We start from the raw sequence: 16,248 nt of genomic DNA on the forward strand, positions 1-16,248 counted from the left end.
GAGGCGAGGCCCTTTCTCCTCATCTTCCTCACGACGCACTTCGCCGTGAGACGGATTTGGCACCTTCCCTAGCCGGGAGCCTCGCCACGTCAACGTGACAAGACCGGCTGGAGGGTTGCCGGGGCTTCAACGGGCCGTATCCCTCTGCCCCTCTGGATGAGCGGTATTCGGTTGTTGAACTATTGATCACCATGCGCGCCGATGATCTACGCAATGCGATGGTCATCCGCGTTGTTCAAGACTGTAACCGAAGGCCAGGACAGTTGAGATAGTCGTCCGAACCGCGAGATGGATCACACCGTGCGAGACGGGGTGATCAGACAGTGAGGAGCCGCAGACTGTGCTGAAGGAAGTCGAGCGCTGGCTGAGCACACGCTCCTGGTCCGTGACCGATCGCCCGCTCCACCAACTCATGGCCGCCAAGCGCACCACCGGGTCGACGGTCAGTGTCGTCCTGCCCGCGCTCAACGAGGAGGAGACCGTCGGCGAGATCGTCGCGATCATCCGCCACGATCTGATGCAGCAGGTGCCCCTCGTCGACGAGATCGTCGTCGTCGACTCGGGTTCGACGGACCGCACCTCCGAGGTCGCCGCCGCCGCGGGCGCGCGCGTCGTGCACCGGGACGCGATCCTGCCGCGCATCCCTACCGTGCCCGGCAAGGGCGAGGTCCTGTGGCGGTCGCTGCTGGTGACGAGCGGGGACATCATCTGCTTCATCGACGCGGACTTGAAGGAATTCTCGTCCGACTTCGTCTCCGGGATCGTGGGGCCGCTGCTCACCGAACCCGGCGTGGACCTGGTCAAGGCGATGTACGACCGCCCCCTCGGCCAGGCCGCGGGCCAGGGCGGCCGCGTCACCGAGCTGATGGCCCGCCCCCTGCTGAACATGCACTGGCCGCAGCTCGCGGGCTTCGTCCAGCCGCTCGGCGGCGAGTACGCGGCCCGCCGTTCGCTGCTCGAACAGCTGCCGTTCCCCGTCGGGTACGGCGTCGAGCTGGGCATGCTCGTCGACGCCCTGCACCTGGTGGGGCTGGACGCCCTGGCCCAGGTCGACGTGGGCGTCCGCAAGCACCGCCACCAGGACGGACAGGCGCTGGGCCGCATGGCCGCGGCGATCTACCGCACCGCCCAGCTGCGCCTGGCCCGCGGCCACATGATCCGCCCGTCGCTCACGCAGTTCGAGCGGGGCGAAGAGGGCTTCGAGCCGCGCACCCACTCCGTTGACACGGAAGAACGCCCTCCGATGGTGGAAATCTCCGAGTACCAGAAACGGAAGGCCGCGTAGGCCGTGTCCGTGAGGGACGCGGGGAACTGCGCGGCCGGCCCCCGCCTGCCCGCGGATCTCACGCGGCGCCGCATTGCATACAGCCAAGGGGAACGTTTGAGCGTTTCGGTGCCGGGCTAGGTTTCGTGGCATGGCTTCAACGCACGGTGCCCACCGGATCCTGGTCGCCTCCAACCGCGGCCCGGTCACCTACGAGGTGCGCGAGGACGGCTCGCTGATCGCCAAGCGCGGTGGCGGCGGGCTGGTCTCGGGCCTGTCGGCGATCGGGCCGGACGCGGGCGCCCTGTGGGTGTGCTCGGCACTCGGCGACGGGGACCGCGAGGCGGTGCGGCGCGGGGTCGGCGAGGACGGCGTACGGATGCTGGACATCGACGCCGAGGTGCACGCCGACGCTTACAACGGCATCGCGAACTCCGTGCTGTGGTTCGTCCACCACATGCTGTACCAGACGCCACTGGAGCCGGTCTTCGACGCGGAGTTCAGGCGCCAGTGGGCGTCGTACGAGGCGTACAACCGCGCGTTCGCCGAGGCGCTGGCCGACGAGGCGGCCCGGGGTGCAGTGGTGGTCGTGCAGGACTACCACCTGACCCTGGTGCCCGGGATGCTGCGCGAGCTGCGCCCCGATCTGCGGATCGGGCACTTCTCGCACACACCGTGGGCGCCGGTGGACTACTTCCGGATGCTGCCGGACGACATCGCCGAGCAGGTGCTGCGCGGGATGCTGGGCGCGGACCGGCTCGGCTTCCTCACCAGTCGGTGGGCGGACGCGTTCACCAGCTGCGCCACCGAGCTCGTCGGCGGGCTCGGTGACACCCGGGTCGGCGTGCACGGGCTCGGCGCGGACGCGGACTTCCTGCGGCGGCGCTCGCACGAGGCGGACGTCGAGGAGCGGATGGCCACCCTGCGGGAGCAGATCGGCGACGGCCGCAAAACGATCGTGCGGGTCGACCGGACCGAGCTGTCGAAGAACATCGTGCGCGGACTGCTGGCGTACCGGCAGCTCCTTGACGACCACCCGGCGTGGCACGAGCGCGTCGTGCACGTCGCCTTCGCGTATCCGTCCCGGCAGGACCTCGCCGTGTACCGCGACTACACGGCCGCGGTGCAGCGTCTCGCCGAGAAGATCAACTCGCAGTACGGGACGGCCGGCTGGACTCCGGTGGTCCTGCACGTCAAGGACGACTTCGCACGGTCGCTGGCCGCGTACCGGCTCGCCGACGTGGCCCTCGTCAACCCCATCCGGGACGGCATGAACCTCGTCGCCAAGGAGGTGCCGGTCGTCTCCGACGAGGGGTGCGTGCTGGTGCTGTCACGCGAGGCGGGGGCGTACGAGGAGCTGGGCGAGGATGCGATCTCGGTGAATCCGTACGACGTGATCGGTACCGCCCGGGCGTTGCACGAGGCGTTGTCCATGTCCGTCGGTGAGCGGGCCGAGCGTACGAAGCGGCTGGCTGCCGCGGCTACGGCTCTGCCGCCGGCCCAGTGGTTCCTCGATCAGTTGCACGAGCTGGACGCCTGATTGCGGGTCACCCGGCGTTGACGGGCACAGCGGTGACAGCTGGAGAGCAGTCCAACAGCGCCTGCCGTACCGGCACACCTCGCAGGACCGGGACACCGCCGCGGTGAACGCCGATCCGCTGTTCGTGTCCGCGGTCCCGGCGGGGGCCGTACGACGTACGGCTGCATGCCGGTTCGCCCGCCCGCGGGGCGGGGTCGGCGGGGGCGGACCGGACCACTTCGGGAACCCGGTCTCCGCCCCTCCGACATCGGTGCCGATCAGTCCAGTTGAGCCGCGAGCGCGGACAGCAGTCGTACGACGCCGGGCGGGCCGTCCACCACCAGGTCGGCCCGGTCGGCGAGTTCGGCGACCTCGGAGCTGCCGCTGCAGACGAGGAGCCCGGGGATGCCGTCGGAGCGGAGCTTGTCGACGGCGGCGAAGGCGGGCAGGTCGCCCAGGTCGTCACCGGCGTACAGGACGGCTTCGGCACCGATCTCGCGGACGTACTCCAGAAGGGCGACGCCCTTGTCCATGCCCGGCGGGCGCAGCTCCAGGACCATGCGGCCCGGCTCGACGATCAGGCCGTGCCGGGTGGCCAGGTCGGTGAGGGGCTCACGCAGGGCCTCGAAGGCGGCCTGCGGGTCGCTGGCCCGGCGGGTGTGGACGGCGACGGCGCGGCCCTTCTCCTCGATCCACGTGCCCTGCCAGGCGCCGATCTTGTCCAGGAACCCGGGCAGCTCGGCGCGGACGGCGGCGACGCCGGGGTGCGGGGCGGGGGCGCTGACCGTGCTGCTCACCGCGTCCCAGCGTTCGGCGCCGTAGTGGCCGAGGACGACCAGGTGCTCCAGGCCCGGGACGCCCGCGAAGCCGCCGTGCCGGACCGCGACGCCGGCCGGGCGGCCGGTGATCACGGCTACGGAGGCGACCTTCGGGGCGAGGGCCGCGAGGGCGGGGACCGCGTCGGGGTGGGCGCGGGCCTGTTCGGGGTCGGGGACGATCGGCGCGAGGGTTCCGTCGAAGTCGAGCGCGATCACCGCCCGGGTGGGCCGGGCGAGGATGGCGTCGCGGCCTTCGCGGCCGGCGGGGGTCATTGGCGTCGGCGAGGAGTCCGTGGACTCCGGGGATTCCGGATGGCTGCCCATACGCCGACCCTATCCGCGCGGGGCCGGGCGTACCCATGGCTCATCGCGTCACGCGCGGCTGCCCACCGGGGTGCGCGCGAGGAGTTCTTCGCCCCCGCCGCCCCGGCCCGGCCCGTTCCTGGGGGCTGCCGCCCCCAGACCCCCGCCAAAAGACTGCGCAGTTCCCCGCACCCCTGAAAGGGGCGCGGGGAACTGCCGAAAGGCCGGTCGGGACGGGCCGGGGCGGCGGGGGCGAAAAACACCCGCCCGCACCGCCGTCACCGCTCTCCCCGGCGCGCCTCCCTGACCCGTCGGAGGCGGTTGACCGTGACGGGGTCGTGGGCGAGGGCGCGCGGGTCGTCGAGGAGGGCGTTGAGGAGTTGGTAGTAGCGCACCGGGGGCAGGCCCAGCTGCTCCCGTATCGCCCGCTCCTTGGTCCCGGGGCCCGGAAAGCCGCGGCGCTCCATCGCGAGAATGCCCTGTTCCCGCAGGGTGAGGTCCTCCATGGACAGCACGGTATCCCCCGGCACTGACAGCGCTATGCCGCGCTGTCCTGCGTCGTCGCCGTGATCTGGAGCCTGCTCAGGACCCCGGTCGGGCTTCCGCTCGAACTCACGGCCTGGGCGATCTGCTGCTTGACGTCGGCGCTGATCCCGGCCCAGGAGGTCTTCCCGACCGGGTAGAGCACGGAGGAGGGGAGCTGGTCCAGGAACGGGCCGAGGTCCTGGTCGTTCTTGTCGGCGGCCATGGCCTCGGACGCCGACGCGGTGACCGGCAGCAGGTTGTACTCGTGGGAGAAGGCGAGCACGTTCTTGTCGTCGTAGACGAAGTTGAGGAAGTCGCCGATCTGCTTGCCGTGGTTGTTCTTCTTGAACGCCATCATCCAGTCGGCGACACCCATCGTGGCCTTGGCCCGGCCGTCGATGCCGGGCATCGGCACCATGCCGAACTTCACGCCCTTCTTGGCGGCCGTCTGCATCAGCGTGGGGTGCCCGACGAGCATTCCGACCTCGCCGCGAGTGAACGCGGAGAACGCGTCGGCGCGGTTCAGCTTCGCGGGCGCGACGGGCCCGGTGAGCCCCTTGCCGACCAGCTCGTCCTTGAGCCAGGTGAACGTCTTGATGTTCTGCGGCGAGTCGATGGAGTAGGTGCCGACGTCGTCGGTGTAGCCGCCGCCCCCGCTCAGCAGCCACTGCATCGTCTCGGCCTGCGCCTCCTCCGGCCCGAGCGGCAGCGCGTACGGAAACTTGACGCCCTCGGACTTGAGCGCCCTGGCGTCGGCCGCGAGCTCGCTCCAGGTCTGCGGCGGGGTGATCCCGGCCTGCGAGAACAGCGTCTTGTTGTAGAAGAGCAGGCGCGTGGAGGACGCGAACGGCATGCCGTACTGCGTCCGGTCCATCTGCCCCGCGTCCGTGAGCTGCGGGACGAAGTCGGCCTGCACGGGTATGGAGAGCAGGTCGTCGACCTTGTAGAGCTCGCCCTTCGCCGCGTAGTCGGCGTACGCGCCGATCTGCGCCAAGTCGGGGGCGTGGCCCGCCGCGACCATCTCCTTGACCTTGCGGTCGACGTCGGTCCAGGAGTAGACGCTGACCTCGACCTTGACCCCCGGGTGGTCGTCCTCGTACTCCTTGGCCAGCTCGTCCCAGTACTTCTGGGAGCTGTTGGCCTTGGAGTCGCCGTAGTCGGCGGCCACCAGCTTGAGGGTCACCTCCGAGGATCCGCCCGAGCTGCCGCAGCCCGCGAGGGTCGCCGTCATGCCCAAGGCGGAGACCACCGCGATCAGTCCTGTCCTACGCCGCTGCACTGTGTCCTTCTCCCAACCCCTGGCCACAGGTCTCCGGCCGGCCCCTGGCCCTCTTTGCTTCTGCGTCCGTTGCATCTGTCTCGGAATGCGGATACAAGGTCTACACCACGTGAGTGGACTAGACCTCTCCCGGGGTAAGGGGCGACACTGTCCCCCGTGAGACATGTCATCGCCCTCGATGTGGGCGGCACCGGGATGAAAGCCGCCCTCGTGGGGGCAGACGGCGAGCTGCTCCATCAGGCCCGCCGGGCGACCGGCCGGGAGCGCGGTCCGGACGCCGTCGTCGAGACGATCCTCGGCTTCGCCGCCGAGCTGCGCGGGTACGGCGAGCAGCGCTTCGGCGAGCCCGCGTCCGCCGCCGGAGTCGCCGTCCCCGGCATCGTCGACGCAGCGCAGGGCATCGCCGTGTACTCGGCCAACCTCGGCTGGCGCGACGTCCCGCTGCGTCGGCTGCTCGGCGACCGGCTGGGCGGCGTACCCGTCGCACTCGGCCACGACGTCCGCACGGGCGGGCTCGCCGAGGGCCGCATCGGCGCGGGGCGCGGCGCGGACCGTTTCCTGTTCGTCCCCCTCGGTACCGGTATCGCGGGCGCCATCGGCATCGACGGCGTCGTCGAGGAGGGCGCGCACGGCTTCGCGGGCGAGATCGGCCATATCGTCGTACGCCCCGGAGGGACCCGGTGTCCGTGCGGGCAGCGCGGCTGTCTGGAGCGGTTCGCCTCCGCGGCTGCGGTCAGCCAGGCCTGGGCCGAGGCGTCCGGCGATCCGGAGGCGGACGCGGCGGACTGCGCCAAGGCCGTGGAGTCCGGGGATCCGGGAGCGACAGCCGTCTGGCAGGAGGCCGTCGACGCGCTCGCCGACGGGCTCGTCACCGCGCTCACCCTGCTGGACCCGCGCACCCTGATCATCGGTGGCGGTCTGGCCGAGGCCGGAGAAACCTTGTTCACACCGCTGCGGGCCGCCGTCGAGCGGCGCGTCACCTTCCAGAAGCTGCCGTCCATCGTTCCGGCGGCCCTGGGAGACACGGCCGGCTGCTTGGGCGCGGGCCTGCTGGCCTGGGATCTACTCGAAACCGACATCACCGACCGCTCGGAGGTAACCACCTGATGGCCCCTAGCAAGGTTCTCGCCGGCGCCCGGGTGGTCCTGCCCACCGGGATCGTGGACGGCGGCCGCGTGATCGTCGACGGCGCGCGGATCGCTGGAAGCGCCCCCACTCGGACGGAGACGGTCGATCTGTCGGGCCACTGGCTGGTGCCCGGCTTCGTCGACATGCACAACCACGGCGGCGGAGGCGCGTCCTTCACCTCCGGGACCGTCGAGGAGGTCCTCCAGGGCGTCCACACGCACCGGCTGCACGGCACCACGACGGTCGTCGCCTCGACCGTCACCGGCGACATGCACGGTCTGGCCGAGCGCGCCGGGCTGCTGTCCGAGCTGGCCGAGCAGGGCGACATCGCGGGCATCCACTTCGAGGGCCCGTTCATCTCCCCGTGCCGCAAGGGCGCGCACTCCGAGGAGCTGCTGCGCGACCCGGACCCGGCGGAGGTGCGCAAGCTGATCGACGCGGCGCGCGGCGCGGCCAAGATGGTCACCCTCGCCACCGAACTGCCGGGCGGCATCGACTCCGTACGCCTGCTGGCCGAGCACGGGGTGATCGCGGCGATCGGGCACACCGACGCGACGTACGAGCAGACGCAGGAGGCCATCGACGCGGGCGCGACCGTCGCGACGCACCTGTTCAACGCGATGCCGGCGCTCGGCCACCGCACCCCCGGCCCCATCGCCGCCCTCCTGGAGGACGAGCGGATCACGGTGGAGCTGATCAACGACGGGACGCATCTGCACCCGGCCTCGCTGGAGCTGGCGTTCCATCACGCGGGCGCGGACCGGGTCGCGTTCATCACGGACGCGATGGACGCGGCGGGCTTCGGTGACGGCCGCTACCTGCTCGGCCCCCTGGAGGTCGAGGTCGCGGACGGTGTCGCCCGCCTGGTGGAGGGCGGTTCGATCGCGGGCTCGACGCTCACGCTCGACCGCGCCTTCCAGCGCGCGGTGACGATCGACCGGCTGCCGGTCGAGGGCGTCGTGGCGGCCCTGTCCGCCAACCCCGCGCGGCTGCTCGGGGTGTACGACAAGGTGGGCTCGCTGGAGCCGGGCAAGGACGCCGACCTCGTGGTCCTCGACGCCGGCTTCGGGCTCAAGGGCGTGATGCGCAAGGGCGAATGGGTGGTCGATCCGCAACTGGGGTGATTGGTCCCCTGCCGACGCACGGCGAATGACTACCGGCGTACAACAATTGACTGTTCAAGCACGGCGGTTGGCCCGCGGGACTGGGCCGACCGCCGTTGTCTTTGGCATGATCGAGCCTCCGGAACAACCGGTAAGCGCGTACGCGGCGTCTACTTCATGATTCTCTTCGGGGGAGGTCGGCCCAGGTGATCCTCACGGTCACGCTGAACACCGCTCTCGACATCACCTACCGCATACGGTCCCTGCGGCCACACACCTCGCACCGGGTGACCGAGGTGACCGAACGCCCGGGCGGCAAGGGCCTGAACGTGGCCCGGGTACTCGCCGCCCTCGGCCACGAGGTGACGGTCACGGGCTTCACGGGCGGCGCGACCGGCCGCGCGGTGCGGGAGCAACTCATGTGCACACCGGGCGTGGTGGACGCGCTGGTCCCGGTGACGGGCTCGACGCGCCGCACGATAGCGGTGGTCGACACGACGACGGGTGACACGACTCAGCTCAACGAACCCGGCCCGGAGATCGCCCCGGCCGAGTGGGCGGCCTTCCAGGAGGCGTACGAGGTCCTCCTGCGCTCCGCCTCGGCCGTGGCCCTGTGCGGCAGCCTGCCGCCGGGGGTGCCGGTGGGCGCGTACGCGGGGCTCGTCCGCACGGCCCACGCGGCGGCCGTCCCGGTCCTCCTCGACACCAGCGGAGAACCGCTGCGCCGTGGGGTCGCGGCCCGCCCCGACATCGTCAAGCCGAACGCCGACGAACTCGCCGAACTCACCGGCTCCCACGACCCGTTGCAGGCCACCCGGGACGCCCGCAGACGCGGCGCCCACACCGTGGTGGCCTCCCTGGGCCCCGAGGGCCTCCTCGCCGCCAACGCGGACGGCCGCTGGCGCGCCACCCCACCGCGCCGCGTGCACGGCAACCCGACGGGCGCAGGCGACTCGGCCGTGGCGGGCCTGCTCTCCGGCCTGGTCGAACATCTCCCCTGGCCCGACCGCCTCACCCGAGCCGTCGCCCTGTCCGCGGCGACCGTACTGACTCCCACGGCAGGCGGGTTCGACCACGCGGCGTACGAGACCCTGCTGGACCAGATAGCGGTGACGGGGGACGCGACGGCGGCGTGACCGCCGTCGCTCCGGCTACTTCTTGACCTTGCCTTCCTTCAGCCACAGCTGGTCGAGCAGGACGTTGCACTTGTCGCCGTCCTGGCAGGAGAGGGAGATCGTGTTGGTGCCCTTGTTGAGGGTGGGCCACGCGTAGGTCTGGGTCCAGCCCTTGGCGAAGTCGCCGTCGGCGGCGCTCGTGAAGTTGCCCAGGTTCAGCTTGCTGCCGAACGGCTTGCCGTTGACGGTCAGCGTCATCGACTGGTTCTCGCCGGTCGCGCTGTATCCCGCGAAGAGGGTGTAGAGGCCGTCCTTGGGAATGCCGTTGACGGTCCAGGTGACCGAGGCGCCGACGGCGTTGAGGCCCTGCACGTACACACCGCCGTCGGCGCTCGCGCCCGTGACGTCCGACGCCGTCGTCACGCCGGTGCCCAGGTTCAGCGCCTTCGCGTCGATCTTCGGCAGCTCCGCGGCGGCACCGGCGCTCTGGGATGCCGACCGGCTCGGCTCCGCGCTCTGTGAGGTGGACGGGGTCGAGCCAGTCACCTTGTCCGACTTGTTGTCGTCCGAGTCGCCGCCGAGCATCGCCACCCCGATGCCGATCACGACCGCCGCGACCACGGCGATCGCGCCGATGAGGAGGCCCTTGGTGTTGGGGCCGCGGCCGCGGCCGCCGCCCTCGCCGGGCAGCGGCTGTCGGGTGGTGGGCTGGCCGCCCATCGTCTCGGGGGCGGCGTAGTGCGCGTTCGGCTGGCCGTAGCCGGGCTGCTGGCCGTACGCCTGCTGCTGCGGGACCTGGCCGTACTGCGCGGCCGGGGCCTGCTGGCCGTACTGCGCGGTCGGGGCCTGCTGGCTGCCGTACTGGCGCTCACCGACCGCCCGCACCCGGTTGACCGAGCCGGGGTAGCCGTAGCCGCCGCCTCCACTGGGCGGGGTGGCTCCGTTGGCCTGACCATCGGCATAGAGATAGCCGAACGGGTCGTCGTCCTCGGGCGTGCTCGCGCCGTTGTTGCCGGGCGTCATCCCTTGGTCTCCTCAACAGGTGCGGTTCAAATGCGGTACACGGATGAATGGCGAGCCTACCCGCTCCAGCGGGGCCAAACAGGTGGCCTTCACCGCATCAACCCACTGACCTGCTCTTTATCCCGCTCGCCTGTGCGCTTTGGGACGAGACCGTTTCTCGACGTACATCCGTTCGTCAGCGGATTTCAACACCTCGTCCGCCGTCATGCCGCAGTGTGCCCATCCGATGCCGAAGCTGGCGCCCACGCGGACCGCCCGTCCGTCGACCCGGATGGGCGGAATGATCGCGTTCCGCAGCCGTACGGCGAGGTCCTGGGCGTCCGCGCGGCCGAGCCCGTCGGCGAGCACCACGAACTCGTCACCGCCGAGCCTGGCGACCGTGTCGCCGTCCCGGACACCGTTGGTGAGCCGCCTGGCCACTTCGATGAGAACCGCGTCACCCGCGTTGTGCCCGAACCGGTCGTTGATCGACTTGAAGCCGTCGAGGTCGCAGAAGAGCACCGCGAGCCCCTTGGTGCCGTCGTCCGTCTCACCCTCGGGCGCGATCGTGTGCACATGGTGGTCGAAGGCGTCGTACGCCTCGGAGTCGGACCGGAAGTCGAAACCGTGGCCGTTGCCGTCGTACGCGGGATGACCGTTCCCCTCGTACGCCGCGCCCGGCAGCTCCGCGTACTGCCCGTGCGCGTACGCCGCGTCCAGCGAGGCGACCGCGCCGGGCGGCAGGGACTGCGGGCGCTGACAGAGGCGGGAGCTGAGCCGGGAGCGCAGCTCGGCCGAGTTCGGCAGGCCGGTGAGCGCGTCGTGCGAGGCGCGGTGGGCGAGCTGCAGCTCGCGGCGCTTGCGCTCCTCGATGTCCTCGACGTGGGTGAGCAGGAAGCGGGGGCCGTCGGCGGCGTCCGCGACGACGGAGTTGCGCAGGTGGACCCAGACGTACGTGCCGTCACGGCGGCCGAGCCGCAGCTCGGCCCGCCCGCCCTCGGCGGACGTTCTGAGCAGGGTGCCGATGTCCTCGGGGTGCACGAGGTCGGAGAAGGAGTAGCGGCGCATCGCGGAGGCGGGGCGGCCCAGCAGGCGGCACAGGGCGTCGTTCGTCCGCAGGATCCGGCCGTGCTGGTCGCCGCCCATCTCGGCGATCGCCATGCCGGACGGGGCGTACTCGAAGGCCTGGCGGAAGCTCTCCTCGCTGGCGCGAAGAGCCTGCTGCTCGCGCTCCAGGCGGACCAGGGCGCGCTGCATGTTCGCGCGTAGACGCGCGTTGCTGATCGCGATGGCGGCCTGGAAGGCGTACATCTGGAGCGCCTCACGGCCCCACGCGCCCGGCCGTCGGCCGTTGCGCGGCCGGTCGACGGACAGCACCCCGATCAGCTCGCCGCAGGCGGCGCCGGAGACACCCGGGGTGTACATGGGCGCGAAGAGACGGTCGGAGGGGTGCCACTCGTCCTCGAAGCGGGGCGCGGGACCGTCGGTGTACCACTGCGGCACGTCGTCCTCGTCGAGAACCCAGCCCTCGGTGTGCGGTATGAACCTGAGGTCACCCCAGGCCTCGCCCATGTTCAGCCGGCGGTCCCAGGAGGTACGGGAGCCGATGCGGCCGGTGATCAGGGCCTCGGCGGCGGAGTTGCCGGCGAACGCGGCGACCACGAGGTCACCGTCCGGGCGTACGAGGTTGACACACGCCAGCTCGTAGCCGAGGCCGGTGACCACGCCGTCGGCGACGGTCTGCAGCGTGTCGGCCAGGCTGCGAGCGGTGTTCATGTCCGCCATCACCTGATGCAGCTGCCGCAGGGTCGCAAGACGGACGTAGGGCTCCGACTCGGTCTCCATTCACCCTCCCCTCGAGACCTCGCAGCAACTCCAGGGTTCTCTCGGCGTACTAGGTGCTCTTCGGTGCGTGCTCTTCGATGCTCTTCCGCGTACTGCTTGGTAGCTTCGTGCTCGGCTTCTCCGCCACTGAATCACAGCGCGCTGCCCACTCGGTACACAGGGTCAACAATTTATGGCCCCTGTGACTCAAGTCACAAGTGAACGTGAGCAATTGAGTGGGGTTTCTGCATTTTCCTCATACGTTTACTGAACGCATATTGGGGAGCTGTGCAGGGGCTGTGACTGATTGTGTCCGTCGTTGGTCCTAGGACCGGGTTCGGGCCGAGGTCCGATGTGCCGGCCCGAGGGCGGAGACTAGCGTCTTGGCGTGCTGAAGACTTCCCCTGCCGCTGTGCCCTCCCCGTCCGTGCATGCTGAGGGGGTGAGCAACGACGAGTTCCGCGCCGCCATGTCCCGGCTGGCCGCAGGTGTGGTCCTGGTGACCGCGCACGAGCCCGCGCTGGACCCGGACGGCCCCGGCGGGGACGACGTCGGCATGACCGCGACGGCGTTCATGTCCGTCTCCCTGGACCCGCCCCTCGTCCTGGTCAGCCTGCGCGACGGCTCCCGCATGGACGACCTGCTCGCCGAACAGCCCCTGTGGGCCGTCTCCGTGCTCTCCGAGAGCCAGCGCCACATCGCCGGCCGCTTCGCCATGAAGGGCCGCATCAGCGACCGGCTGCTCTTCGAGGACATCCCGTACGTCCGCGGCGAGATCGCCGGGGCGCCACTGGTGGGCGGCGCCCTGGCGACCCTGGAGTGCCGCACGGAGCAGCGGATGGCCGCCGGCGACCACACGCTCGTCATCGGCCGCGTGCTGACGGCGCAGGTGCCGAGCGCGGACGGCGGACCGCTGACGTACTTCAAGGGCCGCTACCGGCAGTTGGGGTAGCGGTTCCTAACCGTCCAGGAGCGTCAGGTCCAGCCCGGCCAGCCGCTCCGGGTCGTTGAGGATGTCGATCACGGCGATCCTGCCGTGCACGACCGTGAAGGCGAGAACGCCGACCGTGCGGCCCTCGGCGACCACCACGACACCCGCGGCGCCGTTGACGAGGGCGGGCCGCGCGACACGGGCGAGGTGGGCGAAGCTGCTCGCCCCCGAGGCCACGGCGATCGCCCCGGCCGTCACACCGCCCTCCGAGCGCGCCACCACATCCGGATCGAGCACCGCCACGAGCGCGTCGAAGTCGCCCTCGCGCGCCGCCGCCAGGAACGCGTCGACGACCTCCCGCTGCTGGGCGAGGTCGGGATCCGGCGCGGGTGCCCCGCCCTGGACCCGGCGTCGGGCCCGGCTGGCGAGTTGACGGGACGCCGCCGGCGTACGGCCCACGATGGGCGCGATCTCCTCGAACGGCACGGCGAACAGATCGTGCAGCACAAAGGCGAGCCGCTCGGCCGGCGTCAGTGTCTCCAGTACGACGAGCAGGGCGAGGCCCACCGAGTCGGCCAGCAGCGCCTGCTGCTCGGGGTCGATGCCCTCGGCGGGACCGATGACGGGATCCGGCATCCGCACGACGGCATCACCGGGCTCCGCCAGCGGCTCCTCGCCGCGCGTCCTGCGCGAACGCAGCATGTCCAGGCAGACCCGCCCCACGACGGTCGTCAGCCAGCCGCCGAGGTTGTCGACCCGGCTCGCATCGGTCCGGCTGAGCTTGAGCCAGGCCTCCTGCACGGCGTCATCGGCCTCGGTGAGCGATCCGAGCATGCGGTAGGCGACGGCGCGCAGATGACTCCGGTGCGACTCGAACCGCTCGGCGAGGAATTCGGCCGCACTCCTGCCGGGCGCACCCGACGCATCCGGCATACCCGGCGCACCCGGGAATTCGCTGTCGCTCATGTCGGTCACATCTCCTCGTCACGGTCCGTTCCGTCAGTTCTTCGACGGATCGCGCGGAAGGAATGTGACAGGGCCCTGGAGCCGCTCAGCCCCAGTCGCGCCCGGAGCGGCCACGCTTGGTGTCGGAGCGCTGCTTCTTCTCGCGCAGTCGGCGTTCGTTGATCCCGCGCGGGATACGGGTGGGCCGGCGGGGCTTGGGCGGGGGCGCGGAAGCCTCGGCGAGCAGGGAGGCGAGTCGTACGGCCGCGGTCTCGCGGTTGCGCCACTGGGAGCGGTGCTCGGAGGCCTTGACGCTGATGACGCCGTCGACGAGGCGCCCCGCGAGCTTGGCGAGGGCGCGCTCCTTCCAGACGGGCGGCAGCGCCTCGGTCTTCGCGAGGTCGAACCGCAGCTCGACCTGCGAGTCGCTGGTGTTGACGTGCTGTCCGCCGGGCCCGCTGGACCGCGAGAAACGCCACATGAGCTCGGCCTCGGGCAGGGAGACGGAGCCGCGGATGACGTAAGGACCGGACATGGGTCCATGGTCGCGTGCGTGACGGGCCCACGTCACCTCGTTTTCAAGGCCGTACGGGTTCAAGGCCGTACGGGACTCCCGCCCTCGGTCCCGGCCTCGGCCTCGTTTCCGACCTCGGTAAAGAAAGTAAAGAGGCCCGGAACCTCGGGTGCCCCTCTCTGCGTTCATAGGGGTACCGGTAGCTTCGTCCCCAGTACGAAGCCCGTACGCAACGAGGGAAGGACTCCCCATGGCTGTAAGCCTGTCCAAGGGTGGCAACGTCTCGCTCACCAAGGAGGCTCCGGGCCTGACGGCCGTCACCGTGGGCCTCGGCTGGGACGTCCGCACCACCACGGGCACCGACTTCGACCTCGACGCCTCGGCCATCGCGGTGAACACCCAGGGCAAGGTCTACTCGGACGCCCACTTCGTCTTCTTCAACAACAAGCAGACCCCGGACCAGACCATCGTCCACACCGGCGACAACCGCACGGGCGAGGGCGCGGGCGACGACGAGGCGATCAACGTCAACCTGGCGGGCCTCCCCGCCGACGTCGACAAGATCGTCTTCCCGGTCTCCATCTACGACGCCGAGACCCGCTCGCAGAACTTCGGCCAGGTCCGCAACGCCTACATCCGCATCATCAACCAGGCCGGCGGCACCGAGATCGCCCGCTACGACCTCTCCGAGGACGCGGCGACGGAGACGGCCATGGTCTTCGGCGAGCTCTACCGCAACGGCGCGGAGTGGAAGTTCCGCGCGGTCGGCCAGGGCTACGCCTCGGGCCTGGTGGGCATCGCCCAGGACTTCGGCGTGAGCGTCTGACGTTCGCCTGCGGCTACGGTGCCCCGACCACGACGTCCACCGTCGCGGCCGGGGCACCGCCCTATGCGACGTCCCGTGCTCAGGTCAACAGTTGCTGACGCGCCTCGTCGACCGCGAGCGCCCGTTCGGCGAAGAATCGGGATCCGAGGTCATGTAGCCGTCCCGCATCTCCAGATACACGGCCGAGCGGCGGGTCCTGCTCAGCAATTCCTCGAACGACGGTTCCTTCGTCACGCATCATCTCCTCGGTGAAACAGGGCACGGCAGATCGGGAGCCGCGCGGTTCGGTGAGCAGGTGACCAGAGCCAGAGAGAGGTACAAGGGGCGTTCAAGGTAGAAGCCCAGGGATACGTCACTGCCCCAACTCAGCTGCTCCATCGTGGAGTTCATGAGTAGCGCGATGCGCATGATGTCACGCTCCGCAGCCGAGTCGAAACGAGGCGCGTATTCCGTCAACCGGTCCCCGAGCCAGGCAGCGGCTTCCTTCGGCTCGTCCCACGTTCCACGGACTGCAGAGGGCGATTTCATCAGCCAGAACGCCGTTTCCAGTGGCGGCAGATCAGAGCTGGGAAATTCCGCGACCACCTCGCGGTACCGCTGGATCAGTTCCGGCCTGCTCCCCGCCGGGGGCGGATCAGGATGCGGGGGCCGCCGGAGCGCCTCCTGGTCGAAGCGTTGTTTCGGACCCGTCCAGAGATAGCCATGGTGGTGTGGCAACAGTCGTCCCGACGGGCTCAGAGGCGAAAGGGAGACAGACCAGTCGGCCCCACCCGGTGATGGCAAGGGGAGGGACAGGGCCGACTGGCAAGGGGAGGGTCAGGCCGACAGGCCGAACCGCGCCGGATCGATACCGGCCGCGTCCAATTCCTCCGTGGTAAACCTCAGCGGTTCCGCTTCGGGCCGCTTGCTGTCACCGAGGGCCCAGGAGTCGTCTCCGATCCGGGCCAGAGTCACGCACCCCTCGGTGCACGGGCCCCCGCAGGCCTTCATGAACGAGGCCCCGTCGATGTTGAGCGCGTACAGGTCAGTTCCGTTCTGCATCGCTGCACCTTCCTGCTCACCTGTCACGGCCATGACTGACCGTCGCCGCCCGTGCCGGACGGGAGTTCATGGGAGGAGAGGCAGGTACGTGTGCCCCCGTGTGATGCTGAC

Annotated in this window: 17 protein-coding genes and 1 riboswitch; of the genes, 7 read left to right on the forward strand and 10 right to left on the reverse strand. The window is 70.5% G+C overall.

Features of this window, described 5'->3' with window-relative positions:
- Positions 1-16: 16 nt before the first annotated feature.
- Positions 17-163, reverse strand: a riboswitch (SAM riboswitch).
- 177 nt (positions 164-340) lie between these two features.
- Both OG390_RS23410 and OG390_RS23415 read left to right on the forward strand, forming a co-directional pair.
- A complete protein-coding gene (locus tag OG390_RS23410; RefSeq protein ID WP_406170754.1) occupies positions 341-1,285 on the forward strand; it encodes a glucosyl-3-phosphoglycerate synthase in 945 nt (314 codons plus the stop codon).
- Between the two features lie 130 nt (positions 1,286-1,415).
- Complete coding sequence (locus tag OG390_RS23415; RefSeq protein WP_406170756.1) at positions 1,416-2,804, forward strand: trehalose-6-phosphate synthase; 1,389 nt, start codon at positions 1,416-1,418, stop codon at positions 2,802-2,804.
- Positions 2,805-3,061: 257 nt separating this feature from the next.
- On the opposite strand, the gene otsB is transcribed toward OG390_RS23415, so the two are convergent.
- The 3 genes from otsB to OG390_RS23430 form a co-directional block, all read right to left on the reverse strand.
- Positions 3,062-3,925 carry a trehalose-phosphatase gene (gene otsB / locus OG390_RS23420; protein ID WP_406170758.1) on the reverse strand — a complete coding sequence of 288 codons (864 nt, stop codon included), beginning with the start codon at positions 3,923-3,925 and terminating at the stop codon, positions 3,062-3,064.
- 257 nt (positions 3,926-4,182) lie between these two features.
- Positions 4,183-4,410, reverse strand: coding sequence for a DUF3263 domain-containing protein (locus OG390_RS23425; RefSeq protein ID WP_406170760.1), 228 nt, complete (start codon positions 4,408-4,410; stop codon positions 4,183-4,185).
- A gap of 32 nt (positions 4,411-4,442) precedes the next feature.
- Positions 4,443-5,708 (reverse strand): ABC transporter substrate-binding protein, encoded by a 1,266-nt coding sequence (locus OG390_RS23430; protein WP_406170762.1) that lies wholly within the window; start codon positions 5,706-5,708, stop codon positions 4,443-4,445.
- 156 nt (positions 5,709-5,864) lie between these two features.
- Between OG390_RS23430 and OG390_RS23435 the strand changes: the two genes are divergently transcribed.
- From OG390_RS23435 to OG390_RS23445, 3 genes are all read left to right on the forward strand, one after another.
- The gene (locus tag OG390_RS23435; RefSeq protein WP_406170763.1) at positions 5,865-6,815 is read left to right on the forward strand and encodes an ROK family protein; all 951 of its coding nucleotides are present in this window, start codon (positions 5,865-5,867) and stop codon (positions 6,813-6,815) included.
- Positions 6,815-7,960: an N-acetylglucosamine-6-phosphate deacetylase gene (gene nagA / locus OG390_RS23440; protein WP_406170765.1), complete on the forward strand. Its 1,146-nt coding sequence runs from the start codon at positions 6,815-6,817 to the stop codon at positions 7,958-7,960. Before OG390_RS23435 ends, nagA begins: the two co-directional genes overlap by 1 nt.
- 185 nt (positions 7,961-8,145) lie before the next feature.
- Complete coding sequence (locus OG390_RS23445; protein WP_406170767.1) at positions 8,146-9,075, forward strand: 1-phosphofructokinase family hexose kinase; 930 nt, start codon at positions 8,146-8,148, stop codon at positions 9,073-9,075.
- A gap of 15 nt (positions 9,076-9,090) precedes the next feature.
- Here OG390_RS23445 and OG390_RS23450 read toward each other — a convergent pair whose 3' ends face one another.
- Complete coding sequence (locus tag OG390_RS23450; protein ID WP_406170769.1) at positions 9,091-10,077, reverse strand: carbohydrate-binding protein; 987 nt, start codon at positions 10,075-10,077, stop codon at positions 9,091-9,093.
- A gap of 117 nt (positions 10,078-10,194) precedes the next feature.
- On the reverse strand, positions 10,195-11,901 hold the full coding sequence (gene cdgB / locus OG390_RS23455) for a diguanylate cyclase CdgB (RefSeq protein ID WP_406170771.1): 1,707 nt from the start codon (positions 11,899-11,901) through the stop codon (positions 10,195-10,197).
- 448 nt (positions 11,902-12,349) lie between these two features.
- Between cdgB and OG390_RS23460 the strand changes: the two genes are divergently transcribed.
- Positions 12,350-12,832 (forward strand): flavin reductase family protein, encoded by a 483-nt coding sequence (locus tag OG390_RS23460; protein WP_406177816.1) that lies wholly within the window; start codon positions 12,350-12,352, stop codon positions 12,830-12,832.
- Between the two features lie 6 nt (positions 12,833-12,838).
- Here the strand turns inward: OG390_RS23460 and OG390_RS23465 are convergent, their stop codons facing one another.
- Positions 12,839-13,744, reverse strand: a complete 906-nt coding sequence (locus OG390_RS23465) for a sigma-70 family RNA polymerase sigma factor (protein WP_406177818.1) — start codon at positions 13,742-13,744, stop codon at positions 12,839-12,841.
- A gap of 118 nt (positions 13,745-13,862) precedes the next feature.
- Entirely contained in the window at positions 13,863-14,291 is a 429-nt protein-coding gene (arfB, locus tag OG390_RS23470; RefSeq protein WP_406170773.1) for an alternative ribosome rescue aminoacyl-tRNA hydrolase ArfB, read from the reverse strand.
- Between the two features lie 229 nt (positions 14,292-14,520).
- Between arfB and OG390_RS23475 the strand changes: the two genes are divergently transcribed.
- Entirely contained in the window at positions 14,521-15,096 is a 576-nt protein-coding gene (locus OG390_RS23475; protein ID WP_406170775.1) for a TerD family protein, read from the forward strand.
- An 84-nt stretch (positions 15,097-15,180) separates the two neighbouring features.
- On the opposite strand, the gene OG390_RS23480 is transcribed toward OG390_RS23475, so the two are convergent.
- The 3 genes from OG390_RS23480 to OG390_RS23490 all read right to left on the reverse strand — a co-directional run bounded on the left by OG390_RS23480 (position 15,181) and on the right by OG390_RS23490 (position 16,137).
- Complete coding sequence (locus OG390_RS23480; RefSeq protein ID WP_406170776.1) at positions 15,181-15,330, reverse strand: hypothetical protein; 150 nt, start codon at positions 15,328-15,330, stop codon at positions 15,181-15,183.
- A 3-nt stretch (positions 15,331-15,333) separates the two neighbouring features.
- Complete coding sequence (locus OG390_RS23485; RefSeq protein WP_406170778.1) at positions 15,334-15,813, reverse strand: hypothetical protein; 480 nt, start codon at positions 15,811-15,813, stop codon at positions 15,334-15,336.
- A gap of 99 nt (positions 15,814-15,912) precedes the next feature.
- On the reverse strand, positions 15,913-16,137 hold the full coding sequence (locus tag OG390_RS23490) for a DUF397 domain-containing protein (protein WP_406170779.1): 225 nt from the start codon (positions 16,135-16,137) through the stop codon (positions 15,913-15,915).
- Between the last annotated feature and the right edge of the window lie 111 nt (positions 16,138-16,248).

The organism is Streptomyces sp. NBC_00996, from assembly GCF_045162675.1.
GTDB lineage: Bacteria > Actinomycetota > Actinomycetes > Streptomycetales > Streptomycetaceae > Streptomyces.

Excerpts from the sequence above, each read along its gene's own strand:
- OG390_RS23415 (WP_406170756.1), top strand. The coding sequence starts at position 1,416 with ATGGCTTCAACGCACGGTGCCCACCGGATCCTGGTCGCCTCCAACCGC.
- otsB (WP_406170758.1), bottom strand. The coding sequence starts at position 3,925 with ATGGGCAGCCATCCGGAATCCCCGGAGTCCACGGACTCCTCGCCGACG.
- OG390_RS23425 (WP_406170760.1), bottom strand. The coding sequence starts at position 4,410 with ATGGAGGACCTCACCCTGCGGGAACAGGGCATTCTCGCGATGGAGCGC.
- nagA (WP_406170765.1), top strand. The coding sequence starts at position 6,815 with ATGGCCCCTAGCAAGGTTCTCGCCGGCGCCCGGGTGGTCCTGCCCACC.
- OG390_RS23450 (WP_406170769.1), bottom strand. The coding sequence starts at position 10,077 with ATGACGCCCGGCAACAACGGCGCGAGCACGCCCGAGGACGACGACCCG.
- cdgB (WP_406170771.1), bottom strand. The coding sequence starts at position 11,901 with ATGGAGACCGAGTCGGAGCCCTACGTCCGTCTTGCGACCCTGCGGCAG.
- OG390_RS23460 (WP_406177816.1), top strand. The coding sequence starts at position 12,350 with ATGTCCCGGCTGGCCGCAGGTGTGGTCCTGGTGACCGCGCACGAGCCC.
- OG390_RS23465 (WP_406177818.1), bottom strand. The coding sequence starts at position 13,744 with ATGCCGGATGCGTCGGGTGCGCCCGGCAGGAGTGCGGCCGAATTCCTC.
- arfB (WP_406170773.1), bottom strand. The coding sequence starts at position 14,291 with ATGTCCGGTCCTTACGTCATCCGCGGCTCCGTCTCCCTGCCCGAGGCC.
- OG390_RS23475 (WP_406170775.1), top strand. The coding sequence starts at position 14,521 with ATGGCTGTAAGCCTGTCCAAGGGTGGCAACGTCTCGCTCACCAAGGAG.
- OG390_RS23490 (WP_406170779.1), bottom strand. The coding sequence starts at position 16,137 with ATGCAGAACGGAACTGACCTGTACGCGCTCAACATCGACGGGGCCTCG.